This window comes from Verrucomicrobium sp. BvORR034 (assembly GCF_000739635.1).
GTDB lineage: Bacteria > Verrucomicrobiota > Verrucomicrobiia > Verrucomicrobiales > Verrucomicrobiaceae > Verrucomicrobium.
This window is the reverse complement of sequence record NZ_BATQ01000024.1, coordinates 1-13,365: the sequence shown is the minus strand read 5'-3', so window position 1 is coordinate 13,365 and position 13,365 is coordinate 1. Positions and strand designations below refer to the sequence as shown.

Genomic DNA, 13,365 nt, shown 5'->3' with positions numbered 1-13,365 from the left:
AGTCGGATCAGTCGGCCCTTTGGAACTGCGCGATGAGGAACTCGATGAGCTGGAGGAATTTTAATAATGGCACATACGGCTTAATAAGGATGTCAGACCATAATGGAAAAGCTTATCCTGTCTAATCCACTCGCTCCGGGTGACATTGTGATGATGACGGCCGCGGTGCGGGATCTTCATCTCACGTACCCCAAACGCTTTCTCACAGATGTGCGGACCCCGTGCCCGGCCCTATGGGCAAGCAATCCGTACATCACACCTATCCGGGACAATGAAAGAGGGGTCCGCCGGATTGAATGCCGCTACCCTCTCATCCACCGGAGCAACTCCGCGCCCTACCACTTCATTCATGGTTTTACCCAACATCTCGGTGAAGTGCTAGGGTTGCCCATTGAACCCACCCTCTTCAAAGGCGACATCCACCTCAGCAACCTCGAACGGGAATGGGCTTCACAGGTCGCTGAGATGACCGGCAGCAGCCACCCGTTCTGGATTATCGCGGCAGGCGGCAAGCAGGACTTCACCATCAAATGGTGGGACACTCCCCGCTGGCAGGAGGTAGTGGACCGATTCCAGGGACGCATTCATTTTGTGCAGGTAGGTGAAGAAGGGCATCATCACCCACCGCTTCGTGGCGTGCTGGATCTCAGAGGCAAAACCTGCCTGCGCCAGTTAGTTCGCTTGGTCCACCATGCGCAGGGGGTGCTCTGCCCCGTGACATCGCTAATGCACCTGGCTGCCGCCGTTGAAACTCGGCCCGCAGAACTCACCCGACCTTGCGTGGTGGTGGCGGGAGGGAGGGAACCTCCCCATTGGGAGGCCTATCCCGGACATCGCTTCATCCATACCATGGGAGCTCTGTCATGTTGCAGCAACGGCGGCTGTTGGCGCTCCCGCACTGTACCTCTAAACGACGGGGACGAGAAAGACCTTCCCCAGAACCTTTGCCTGGACGTGGTTGGCAACCTTCCACGTTGCATGGACATCATCACTCCCGAGCAGGCGGTCGCCCAGATCGAAAGTTATTTCCATGCTGGCGGTCCATGGAGATACCTCACTCCAGACGAAGCCGACAAACTGGCCGGCCCGATGGGATGGGACCGCAGAGAGTTGCGCTTTCGCCGATCCCGCACCCATGCGCATGACACTCGATGGACTGGCACAGCCCACGATGAAGCCCCTCTGACCCCTGCGAATGTTCCCACAAGGCTAACGCAAGCCATCAAACAGTTACCTCAACCCGTGGCAGGCAACCACCTGCAACTGCGGGGAGTGGTCATCTGTGGCGGAGGGCTTTCTTACCTCCCGTCAGTTTGGGTCAATGTCCAGATGCTGCGCCGCCATGGCTGCCGCCTACCGGTGGAACTCTGGCACTTTCCTGGTGAAGTAGATCCGACGATGGAGCAACTACTAGGCGACGCTGGCGTCACCTGCATCGATGCTCATCAACACATGGACACCCTGGGCCTGCCTCGAGTGGGCAGCGGCTGGGAGCTGAAGCCGCTGGCGATTCTCTACTCCACATTTGAGGAAGTGCTCTTTCTCGATGCCGACAACATGGCGGTGCGCGATCCAGAATATCTTTTTGATGATCCGCACTACCGAGACACTGGCGCCGTCTACTGGCCCGACTACACCAGCCTTGTTGAAGATGACCCTATATGGAAGATCTGCGGTGTAGACTACCGCGACGAACCTGAGTTCGAAAGCGGACAGATCCTGGTGAACAAGCTCCGCCATTGGCGCCCCCTGCAGCTTGCTCTTTGGTTCAACCGGCACGCCGCCTTCTTCCGTCATTATTTCCTCGGGGACAAGGAAACCTTCCACTTTGCCTTCAGGTACCTGGAGGTGCCGTACTCGATGCCCCCATTTGCCATCGAGAATCTGGCCAACAAAACCATGTGCCAGCATGACTTCTCAGGCCGGCGCATTTTCCAGCACCGCAATCTCGCCAAGTGGTCACTTCATGGCAGGAACACTCCCATCCCGGGATTTGAGCTGGAAACCGAAGCCCTCCAGAGCCTTCAACAACTGAAGACGCTGTGGCCAGGAAGGGTTGCGACCGTTCCCCGCTGGCATGAGCATCCAGACCGCACCCGCATGATGAATGCGTTTGCCGCAACTCTCCAGTCGAAAGCCTGGCACCTGTACCATGAAGGCGGGGAAAGCTGCAGGGTGATGCTGAACGCTGAGGGACACATCATCTCCCACCCCTCGTCCGCCCGCTTTCTCTACTGGGATATGAAGAAGGCCATCAACCGCCCCCGACTCGTGCTTTCATCCGAGAAAGGTCCCGTCGCAGAACTGGAAAAGGACCCTCAGGGCAACTGGCTCGGAATTTGCACCGATGGCGGAGACCGCAAGCGCATCGGTGTTTCCCAAATACGGAAGCCCCCCCACAGCGAAGTCATGCTTCCCGCTTATCGTTCCTTGGTCTCCCAACCATGGGCATTCCGCATCGAGGGCCGCCAGCAACGAAGCCTGACGCTGCGGGCGGACGGAGTGATCGAGGAAGGTGCCGGACACATGGAAATGTACTGGCACCTGCTCACTGACGAGCAGGGACAAACCACTCTGCAACTTCGGAATTGGGATCAACTCACCACCCGCATGACCTGGAATCCAGCCGGCTTCTGGGAAGGTGCCTGGATCAATGAAAAGGAACCCGTCATCACCCTGCGTCCCCTGCGGACTCACTCGACGGAGCAATCACCCCCCTCGCTTGTTTCTCGCGCGATGTCAGGGATGCTTTTCCCGTCGCATCGAGACTGGGAGTCTGACGATTTTCAACGCTGGTGCGAGGCTATTCGCGAGAAGCGCCGATATCATCGCCGCCAATGGGAGGTGATCACCACGCTCCGCCTCGTGGAGCATCTGAAGGCCAGCCAGAACATAAATCGCATCATTGTCCTAAGCCCCACAGACGACTCTCTGGTGGACGGGTTGGCGAAACTGGAGTTGGAGGTGGTGTGTGCCCTGGATCATGATTGGAGCGATCTTCCTCCAAGCCATCGGAGGAACAAGCTTCTGAGCGCAAAGCGAGAATTCAACCGGAGAGGCATCACCCCTTGGCAGGTGTTCGAAAAAAGGGTCCGAGTATGGGATTCTGGGGGCGCCATCCCGGAGGAAGAAAATGATGATCCTGAACACACGGTCATCATCTGGCACAACCCCTTTAAGAAGCACCACAGCAGCAGCGGTGAAACTCAATGCCTCGATCAACTTGCCGCCACCGTACCGCATTGTCTGCTGGCGGTTCTCGTGTTTGACGTGTCGATTGAGCCTGCCGACATCGCAGTGAACTCTCGCAACGGCCCTCCCCCCCGCACCTTGCTGGAAGTCAGAGAATGGCTGGATCGAGATGGTGAGCATGCTTCTGCGTCCCATTTGAGCCGCCCCTCAACAGGAGCATTCCCCGGCGACAGCCCAGTTGACAGCTATGTGGATTGTCCGCCCTACCAGAGCGCCCATCACCTGCGACTACGCACCCCCCACGGGGTGATCACATCAGTCTGCGTCTGCTTCCCGCACCTGAAGCCTCGGCCTGATCTGGCTGCATCTGCCCTCAGCACGTCTTCTCAAGCAACTTCGCCAGCCCACTCTTGGAGTCACATCCATCCCTCCATCACCCTGCACCAAGGAGCCAACTTGTGATCTCAACCCAGCACCCCACACTCAGTCCTGAGCAAATCCAACATGTGTATCCCCGCTACTCCAAAAAGTTGCTGGAGGTCATGTATGAAGACTATCTGATGGAGGCTTCAAAGTACCTCGAAAGAACTGGACGATCGGATTACCACCTTCTCAGCTCATTCGAACATGAGCCGCTGTCCCCTGGGGATCTGGATCGCATCCGCGGGAGGAAGATCGTGGCCATGTCCCTTTTCTTCAAACCGTCCAACTTTGCGAGGCGTAAAGTGCAGCCTCAGACCGACCACGAAGGGCAGATCCTTGAGTCGGAGCTCAACCGCGTGCAGCACCCCATCTGGGAGAATTCACACCGGCATGAACGCACATTCTTCCAGAACTATCTCAACCCCGTGCTTGAGAGTGACTTCCGCGATTGGGTCCCAGTCCTCTATCTCTCCAGCAACCTTCGCCATCTGGAGCCGAAATTGGGCAGAGCGGGGTTCGTTGTGATACGCATGAAACATAAAAGCATTGCAGAATGTCCTGGTGCACTGTGGCGCTACTTGAGCTTCAACCTCCCGTGCGCCTACACTTATCTCCAGGACACAGACCGCCCTTTCCAAGCTCAGCGTGCCGAGCGTTTGATCAAACTTTTTGAGCTGAGACCGAACGCAGCCATCTCAAGACCCCTGCAATTCACCTCCGGAAATGGTGAAATGGCCCTGATTCTGGGGAATGACTTCGCGGTGCGCCCCGCCGCTGTGGACATCGACTGTGCCCGAAGCATTCTCGGTTACATCACAATGAATATTCTGCACGAGGATCGTCTCACCAACTTCTGCCACGAACCTGTGGCAAGAAGAGATGACACCAGGGTGGAACCGATGTCCAGGCGCAGCCAACGCGAGCACTTCGGCCCCATCCCGCACGAACGCGTCGGACACAAATGCTATCCCTACTATCCATTCGACGAACAATGGTTGAAGGAGGTGGTGTACTACCATTTCAGCAACGGAAGGATGATCACTCTGATGCAAGGGGTGAGACCCGATGACGTCACGCAGGGCTTCGATATTGCCCACCAGAGAAAACACGGCAATCTCCTCGTACCCGTGATCAATGGCAAACCCCATCAGTCCTCTCCGGAGTCGATCACGCGAACCTTGGGGCAACGCAGTCGAAGGCAGTCGCTTTCGCGACTTGGCACCAGCTAGGCAGCTCACAAAAAACTCCGCCAAATCCATCCTAAAATCTTCCACGTGAGTCCGGCCGAGGAATCAGAAATACAGGCGATGACGGACATCCGTCGGCAATTCATTGAGGTTATTCCTCCCTGCCCTCCCCACTTTTCCGACCAAGGGATCGTGATTGCAGCCGGTGGGGACACCTTGCTCCCGTGCCTGTGGGTGCTCTTGCACCGGCTCCAAGCCACGGGTTGCTCGTTGCCCGTGGAAGTATGGCACCTGGGAGAGGACGAGATGCCGGGAGACATACGAAAGCTGCTGAGTGAGAAGTTTCCGTCCGCCACGCTCGTTGACGCGCTTGCTGTTCGTGAAAGGCACCCTGTAAAGATCCTAAAGGGATGGGAACTCAAGGTGTTCGCGATGCTACACTGTTCTTTCAAGGAAGTATTGCTGTTGGATGCCGACAACGTACCCATGGTTGATCCGACCTCAGTGTTCCAGAACCCTGACTATTTGGACCGAGGGGCGCTTTTCTGGCCCGATCAGAACCGTCATGCGCGAGGACGTAAAGCTTGGCGGGCTTTCGGCCTGACACCGGCGGAGGAGGATTGGGAAGTTGAGAGTGGCCAGGTGCTGGTCAACAAAGGAAGGCATTGGCGCGCGCTCAACCTCGCCATGCATCTCAATGAACACTCGGACTACTACTACCGGCTGTTCTATGGGGACAAGGAGTCCTTCTACTTTGCGTGGAAGCTGCTCAATGAGCCCTTCGCCATGGCCCCGCACCCGATGCAAAGGCTACAGCAAAGGACGATGATCCAGTTCCACCCCACCACCGGCGAGCTTCTCTTCCAGCACCGACACGGGGCGAAGTGGCGAATAAGCCACAACCCAAGAATTCACAGCTTCAATGCTGAAGAAGAATGCCTGACCCACCTGTCGGAATTGCGTCAGCTTTGGCCCACTGGGGTCGAACGCCTCCGCCGCCAACAACATGACGGGGAAAAGAAGATCCTCCGTCAATTCGAGAAGGAAAAGCACTACGCGCTCAAATCGGCCGCCGGCGAGTGCCACTTTCTCAGCTTGGGTCAGGATGGTGTGATTCATGACTCCTCAGGGACTTTTCGTTGGTGGCACCCCCACGGGTCACGGCTTGTACTTCAGACTCACGATCATGCCTTTTGGGAATTTGTCTGCGAAGATGACGCTCAAGGAGTCTGGCAAGGGGTCACTCAAGGCGCGTTTCATGGCGCACTTCTTTCGGAGCGTTCAGATGGAGACGACCAAATTCATCGCCGAGTGACTGAGGATGGCCACTATGCAATCTCGATATCCGGCATCAGCAAAAGAGCCAACGCTTTGAGCACAACTGTAACGCTGCAATCCACCGGCCTGGTCGCTGATCCCTCAGGCAATCAGACCGGCGATTGGGGAGTGCAGGCAGGCAACTTGCACCTGAGAATTCGTGGCACCCATTGCCTCCTGAAAGCAAATGGCAGCGACTTCTTGGGCGAGTGCACGCTGACCACCCGACGGTCAGTCAAACTGGCAAGTGTCAAGTTTATCGAAGTCGGACCAGGCCCCCCCAACAAGCAAACAACACTGACTTGCCGACATTAGTCTCCGGAGGGAAGGTTTCACATCAACTCACCAAGGCCTAACGTTGAGCCCAAAGACTCGACGGAGCAACAACCCCAGCAACCGATGCTCATGGAATCCTACATCAACAGAGACACCCAGCTTTGCATGTCGCTCTCGGGGCGGCCGGGAAACTTCGGCACCCGGTTTCACAATTACCTCTATCGGGAGTTGGGGCTGAACTTTGTTTACAAGGCGTTCACCACTGGAAACCTCGCGGGGGCGATCACGGGAATCAGAGCCTTGGGCGTTCGGGGCTGTGCCGTCTCCATGCCCTTCAAGGAAGACTGCATCGAATACCTCGACGGGCTGGAACCTTCCGCTGAAGGCATCATGTCGGTGAACACCATCGTCAATACCGAAGGGAAACTCCGGGGCTACAACACCGACTATACTGCTGTCTTCTCCCTTCTGAAATCACGTGCCATCTCCACAGGTCTCGATTTTGCACTGCGCGGAAGCGGCGGCATGGCCAAGGCGGTGGCCTGCGCTCTGCGCGATGCGGGATTCGCCAAGGGCGTCATCGTGGCTCGCAATGAAGCTGCGGGTCCCGCGCTGGCATCCCAGTACGGTTACGCCTGGAAGCAGGAACTCGGGGATGAAACCCCCGGCCTCTTGATCAACGTCACGCCGATTGGCATGACCGGCGGCCCAGAGGCTGCGCGACTGGCTTTCACAGAAGCACAAGTGCGGGCGGCACACGCCGTCTTCGATGTCGTGGCCATTCCCGCTGAAACACCGCTGATCCAGCTAGCAGGCACGCTTGGCAAACCGTGCATTTCAGGGGCAGACGTCATCGTCCTGCAAGCGGTCGAGCAGTTCGTGCTCTACACCGGCCTCCGTCCGGAGCCCCATCTCATCACTCGTGCGGCGGCTTTTGCCAGGCAGAGTTGAGCATCTTTGCCCGCGGCCGAAGTCACGCTGCGAGCGCAAGAGTGATGGCCTGAACACCAGTCATGGCAGGGTAACGGCTGTGTGAAGAGACGTGCCCAGGCTTCATGAAACAAACCCACCAGGCATTTTCGATCCCTGGATCTCCCCACACTTTCGAAGGTCCACAGACGTCAGGGGAGACGAACACCTTTCAGGGAGTATCTCCTCCTTCTTCGTGAAGGCGGCCCCGCCTCCCGACAGCGGACCTGGGGCAAGCTCATAGCGATCTGAATTCTCCGCAGACGAACTGAATCTTCAGCCACCTACTGGTTCCAGCCATGAAAACAAACACCGCCACCCGACGTAGTTTCCTTGCTACAGCGGCCTTGAGTGCTGCGGCCGCCGCGGCCCCTGCGCTTTCCCAAACTTCATCTGAGACCCGCGCCCACTACCGTCCCCCCCACCGTTTTGGCCTTGGCGGTGTCGCCATTGGCAACGGATTCAAGCCCACACCTGACCCCCAAGCGGAGGAAACTCTCGAAGCCGCCTGGGCCAACGGCGTGCGGTATTTCGACACCTCACCCTGGTACGGCCTGGGGCTGAGCGAGCGGCGCTTTGGCCACTTTCTGCACACTCAGAAGCGCGAAGACTACCTCATCTCCACCAAGGTCGGACGTCTTCTGAAACCGGGCCAGCCGAGCGACAAGCTCCTGTGGAAAGCCCCCTCCCCTTTCGTCCACACCTATGACTACTCTGCCGATGGCGTGCGCCGTTCCATTGAGGACAGTCTGCAACGACTGGGTGTCGAGAGCATCGACATCGTCTTCATTCATGACCTGTCGCCCGACAACGATGACCTCGGCGAACGTTGGACCGAGTACTTTAACATTGCCGCAAAAGGAGCGATGCCGGCGCTGACCAAGATGCGCGAAGAAGGCCTCATCAAGGCCTGGGGTCTGGGCGTCAACACGATCGAGCCCGCCCTTGCGACGCTGAAGGTGGCCGATCCCGATATCTTCCTTTCCGCCACGCAATACTCCCTGATGTTTCATGAGGATGCCCTCAACCGTCTCTTTCCTGCCTGCGATGCGCATGGTGTCTCCATTGTGGTGGGCGCTCCGCTGAATGCGGGTTTCCTGGCAGGATTGGATCGCTATGACTACCGAGGCAAGATGCCGGAGGGCTTCAAGGAAAAACGTGCCCGCATCAGCGCCCTCGCCAGCAAGCATGGCACTGATCTGCGCACCGCCGCGTTGCAGTTTACAACCGCACCTTCCACCGTATCGGCCACCATCCCCGGTGCCCGCACCGCTCAGCAAGTCACGGAGAACGCGGCTTCCATGAAAGTGCAGATCCCGGCCGCGTTTTGGGCAGAACTCAAGAATGAAGGCCTGATCGCCAAGAACGCACCGACACCTGAGCCACCAACCAGCTGATCGTCATTTGGTCCGAATCAGCGGATGTTCTTCTCCGTTGCCTATTTCAACCTGCGACTGGGCTGGTGGCTGCCGAATCGAATCAGCCACCAGATAATGATGCACTATGTCTCCAACCGCCGATTTGACTGGGTGACCCAACAACACTTCCGGACAGGCGGTTATCGCAAGATTCTCCCCCGCGTCATGGGCTCAGCACCACTTTCACACAGCCATCCTGCTTGTCGCGGAACATCTTGTAGGCATCCGGAGCCTTCTCCAGAGGCAGACGGTGAGTGATCACAAAGGAGGGATCTATCTCTCCACTCTCAATGCGGGAAAGCAGGGGGCGGAGATACCGCTGAACGTGGGTCTGCCCCATCTTGAACGTCAGCCCCTTGTTCACTGCGGCACCGAAGGGCATGTTGTCCAGCAATCCCACATAGACGCCGGGTATGGAGATGGTGCCCGCCTTCCGGCAACACTGGATGGCCTGCCGCAACACGTGAGGCCGGTCTGTCCCCAACATGACTGCCGCCTTTGCTTTGTCGATAATTGCATCGAAGCTACCCGTTCCATGGGCCTCTGTGCCCACGGCATCAATACAACGGTCCGGACCTCGGCCGTTGGTCATGCTCATGAGACATTCGTAGATGTCATCATTGTCGAAGTTGAGCGTTTCCGCCTTGCCGTGACTCGCTGCCATGGCCAGTCGCTCTGGTACGCGATCAATGGCAATCACACGGCCTGCCCCCATGATCCAGCAGCTCTGGATAACGAACTGGCCTACAGGACCACAACCCCAAACCGCCACGGTATCTCCCGGCTCGATCTCCGCATTCTCTGCAGCCATGTAGCCCGTGGGGAAGATGTCTGAAAGGAAAAGCACCTTGTCATCCGGGAGGTCGGATTCGATCGTCACCGGACCCACATCTGCGTAGGGGACGCGCAAGTACTCCGCCTGACCACCGGCAAAGCCCCCCAACATATGGGAGTAGCCAAAAAGACCCGCGGGCGACTGCCCCATCACTTTGCGGGCCATTTCCGCATTGGGATTGGAGGTATCGCAACAGGAGTAAAGGCCTTTATTGCAGAAGAAACAGCTTCCGCAGGAGATGGTGAATGGCACTACCACCCGATCACCGGGGCGGAGTTTCTTCACCCCAGCCCCCACTTCCACAACCACGCCCATGGGCTCATGCCCAAGGATGTCTCCAGCCTCCATGGTGGGCATGAAACCATCGAACAAATGCAGGTCTGATCCGCAAATGGCCGTGGCTGTAACCTTAATGATCGCGTCGGTGGGATCTATGATTTTCGGGTCGGGAACCGAGTCCACCCGCACGTCCGACTTTCCATGCCAACAAAGTGCCTTCATACCCTCGTGATCGCCGAAGCTTCTTTGCCCGGCCCCAATTCGTTACCCACCCGATGGGCATCTCATGCGCATATCTGACGGTCCTGCCCCAGTAGCGAGAGGAACTCCTGCGCGTTTCTGATAGCGTTCCCTTCCCGATCATTGTTGAAATAGGCCCATACGCGTTCTGCCCCGGAATTTTTGACGCGGTCTACCCAGACGGCCAATTCATCGGTCGTATAGTTATGGCGGTACCATTGGGATGTGCCGTGGAAACGCAGATAAATCTCGTTCGAGGTTTTGACCAGCTGATCCGGCAGCCGGGGCCCGCTGCATGAGCAGAAGATGATCCCGGCACCTTCAAAGGCATCGTACACCACTTCATTCCACCAACTCCGGTGGCGAAACTCCACCACATTCCTGAATCGGGGGTCGAGCTGACTCACGATGGCCTTCAAGCGTGCAGGAGTGTAATCATAGCCTGGAGGGAGTTGAAAGAGAAAACATCCCATTCTGTTCCCCAGCAGGTCACCGATGTGCCCAAAGTCTTTCACCAACGTTTTGGTGGAAACGAAACGCTTCACATGCGTGATGAGCTCGCAAACCTTCACGGTGTATATCAACCGGCTGTCCCCTGCCTGTGTCAGCCACTTCTTTACCGCCCCGATGGTAGGCCATGAATAAAAAGGAGCGTTGAGCTCCACAGTCTGGAATTGAGTTAAGTAATGTTCAAACCATCGGCTCGTTGGCATGTCCGCAGGGTAAAAATCGCCACGCCAGTGCCAGTAGAACCATCCTGAACAGCCTACATTGTACCTTTGCAAGCAGGACTCATCCGGATCCTCCACACTTGTACCGTTCTCCAGCCGCGCGACGTGCATTTTCTGCGAGCGCTCCAAGTTTGCCTCACGCTGCGCCTCTCTTCGGGCCGCCCGTCGGACACGGCGCTCCTCCAAAGAAAGGGATTGGGGGGTGATCGGCATAAATGGCGTCCAGGATGTTCTGCGAATGAGCTTCCTCTGCGACCCCTTGCACCAAGCCCAGCGACTGGGCCGGCCCGCTGGGATGGCGCAAGCGTCATTGCTTTTCGAATCTCACAGAGCACTTCGCCCGGCACATGTAAGCGAACTCGCTGACTGCGTCGGCGAAGGTTTGATGATGCTCAATCAGTCCCAGGTGTTTCGCAGGTGAGAGGGTTATCATGCGGGCACTGGGGATGTTCGCCTCCATGACCTTGCTTGCCTCAGGCAGGGTGGTTGAGTCCTTGTCCGCAGCCACGATCAAGGTGGGAATGGCGATGGCGGGCAAAGTGGAGAGCGCGTCGTAACTCATCATCCCAAGCATTCCCCGTGCGACGACGGCCGGAGATGCTTGTGTCTGAAAACTCGCTGCAAAGTCCACCTGCTCCCACGTTTCTGTCCCGGCGAAAGACCCACGCATCACGGAGAGATGGGCCAGTCCGTTTCGATATGACATCCAGTTGAAAATCCAAAGAAGGGGTGAAACGGCAATCGTGAGATACATCAGCGGCCTCAGAACGGGAGTTTCCAGGGCGGTGTACAACGCCGCCCCTGAAGTGGTACGCACTGGATTCGTAGGGGTGGTATGGGTCAGCACGATCCCCATCACTTTCGTTCCCAGAGAGTTTGGATACAGGCGGCAAAAGGTCAGGTTGATCATTCCCCCAATGCTGTGGCCCACAAGAACCACGGGTGTCTTACCGCGTCCTGCCAACTCCACGACAGCATGCAGATCGTGGGCCAGCTTTTCGATCGAGTAGTCGCGGTTCGAAGGTCGGCGCGACCGGCCCAATCCTGGTTCGTCCCATACAATCAAACGGAATTTATCTCCCAGATCACGCTTGAGATCATTCCATTCAGCACTGTTCAGCCCCCACCCATGGGTGAGCACAAGCGGAATTCCATCTGCTGCACCGTGCACTTCGACATAAAGGTGCGAGCCGTCCGGTCTCTTCAGGTGATGTCGCGCTGTGGGTTTTGGCGCATTCCTCGGGTCATTTGCGGCATTCCCTTTTGCGGGACGGATCACGCGAAGCACCGCCCCGATGAATCCACCGCCCCATAGAGTCAGTATAAACATCAGGACTGCCGCGAACAGCAAAGCCGTCTGCTCGTTGAACCCCCAGTTGGGCGCGAACACAGAAACGGAGAGGCCAGGATCCCAGCCCCAGCAAGCCTGCTGCCACTTGTTCCCGAAATAAGCGGCGGCCCCGACGATGCCCAGGGACATCAAACTTAGGAGCCAGGTTTGCAGGATGAGAGTTGGAATCATGGTTAGACAAGGCCGTATGCACCAGCTGATCGGTGCCCGTTCCCACGCTGGCTGCTCCAACCTCATCCTCTCTAAATTGTCCCGGCGGGCTGATTCACTCGAACGCCAAACGTGACGCACCGTCTCCCATCGGCAGCTGAAATTCAGAACAGCCGTCATATGGTCTGGGGGTGGAGGATGCAGCTTCTGTCTCAACGGCTTCTGGACAACTCACCCCAACACCCTTCCGATTGTGCCTTGTAGCGCATCCATGCAGACTTCGGCGATGTTTGCTCCACCAAGACACCCTTTGGTTCAATGAGCCTACTCCCAAATCTCTATTTAGTAAAAATAATGTAGACGCGCGACACCATAAAATGCCGATCTCATGGCACTGGGCCCAGGCCCGCTCAAACTCAACCACCTAAAAATATGTCATTCATTTGGATGTTGGTCATCGGCCTTATCGTAGGAGCAGTCGCCAAGCTGCTGATGCCCGGGAAAGACCCCGGCGGGATCTTTATCACCATGGTGATCGGCGTCGTAGGCGCCCTTCTCGCCGGCTTCCTTGGCCGGACCCTGGGTTGGTACAATGAAGGTGAACCCGTGGGGTTCATCGCCTCCGTGGTCGGGGCTATTTTGCTGCTGGCCCTTTACCGGGTGGCGACAGGTCGACGCCGGATGGCGTAGCCCAACTGAAAACTGAACACGAACAATAAAATAAAAAAACAATCCCATGAGCACTTCACAAACACAGAGGCAGAATCCCCCCGACGGCGACCGAAACGAGGACCCTCTTTCGGGTGAACCAGGAGCCCATCCCGTTGGCACCGGAATTGGCGCAGCCGGAGGAGCCGCTGCTGGTGCCGCCATTGGCGCAGTGGGAGGTCCGGCGGGCGTGATCGTAGGCGGAGCAATTGGTGCCGTAGCAGGCGGCCTTACGGGCAAGGGCGTCGCGGAAGCGGTGGATCCCACCGTTGAAGACGCCTACTGGAAG

General features: G+C 57.4%; 9 protein-coding genes and 1 pseudogene. 7 read left to right on the top strand and 3 right to left on the bottom strand.

The window, feature by feature from the left end; translation table 11 throughout:
• Positions 1-102 precede the first annotated feature (102 nt).
• The 5 genes from BV034_RS34125 to BV034_RS04835 all read left to right on the top strand — a co-directional run bounded on the left by BV034_RS34125 (position 103) and on the right by BV034_RS04835 (position 8,761).
• Positions 103-3,654 (top strand): glycosyltransferase family 9 protein, encoded by a 3,552-nt coding sequence (locus tag BV034_RS34125; RefSeq protein ID WP_081887579.1) that lies wholly within the window; start codon positions 103-105, stop codon positions 3,652-3,654.
• Positions 3,655-4,346: 692 nt separating this feature from the next.
• Positions 4,347-4,844 (top strand): hypothetical protein, encoded by a 498-nt coding sequence (locus BV034_RS35665; protein ID WP_265592633.1) that lies wholly within the window; start codon positions 4,347-4,349, stop codon positions 4,842-4,844.
• 78 nt (positions 4,845-4,922) lie between these two features.
• Positions 4,923-6,434 (top strand): hypothetical protein, encoded by a 1,512-nt coding sequence (locus BV034_RS04845; protein ID WP_050024688.1) that lies wholly within the window; start codon positions 4,923-4,925, stop codon positions 6,432-6,434.
• Positions 6,435-6,524: 90 nt separating this feature from the next.
• Positions 6,525-7,346: a shikimate 5-dehydrogenase gene (locus tag BV034_RS04840; RefSeq protein ID WP_050024726.1), complete on the top strand. Its 822-nt coding sequence runs from the start codon at positions 6,525-6,527 to the stop codon at positions 7,344-7,346.
• A 317-nt stretch (positions 7,347-7,663) separates the two neighbouring features.
• On the top strand, positions 7,664-8,761 hold the full coding sequence (locus tag BV034_RS04835) for an aldo/keto reductase (protein WP_050024686.1): 1,098 nt from the start codon (positions 7,664-7,666) through the stop codon (positions 8,759-8,761).
• A 184-nt stretch (positions 8,762-8,945) separates the two neighbouring features.
• Here BV034_RS04835 and BV034_RS04830 read toward each other — a convergent pair whose 3' ends face one another.
• From BV034_RS04830 to BV034_RS04820, 3 genes are all read right to left on the bottom strand, one after another.
• Positions 8,946-10,118, bottom strand: a complete 1,173-nt coding sequence (locus tag BV034_RS04830; protein ID WP_050024685.1) for a zinc-dependent alcohol dehydrogenase — start codon at positions 10,116-10,118, stop codon at positions 8,946-8,948.
• Positions 10,119-10,180: 62 nt separating this feature from the next.
• Complete coding sequence (locus BV034_RS04825; RefSeq protein WP_050024684.1) at positions 10,181-11,080, bottom strand: DUF72 domain-containing protein; 900 nt, start codon at positions 11,078-11,080, stop codon at positions 10,181-10,183.
• Between the two features lie 94 nt (positions 11,081-11,174).
• Positions 11,175-12,389 (bottom strand): alpha/beta hydrolase, encoded by a 1,215-nt coding sequence (locus tag BV034_RS04820; RefSeq protein ID WP_063768676.1) that lies wholly within the window; start codon positions 12,387-12,389, stop codon positions 11,175-11,177.
• 411 nt (positions 12,390-12,800) lie between these two features.
• On the opposite strand from BV034_RS04820, the gene BV034_RS04815 reads away from it, so the two are divergent.
• Positions 12,801-13,058 (top strand): GlsB/YeaQ/YmgE family stress response membrane protein, encoded by a 258-nt coding sequence (locus BV034_RS04815; protein ID WP_050024681.1) that lies wholly within the window; start codon positions 12,801-12,803, stop codon positions 13,056-13,058.
• Between the two features lie 46 nt (positions 13,059-13,104).
• Positions 13,105-13,365, top strand: a pseudogene (locus BV034_RS34460) (hypothetical protein); the annotation flags it as partial.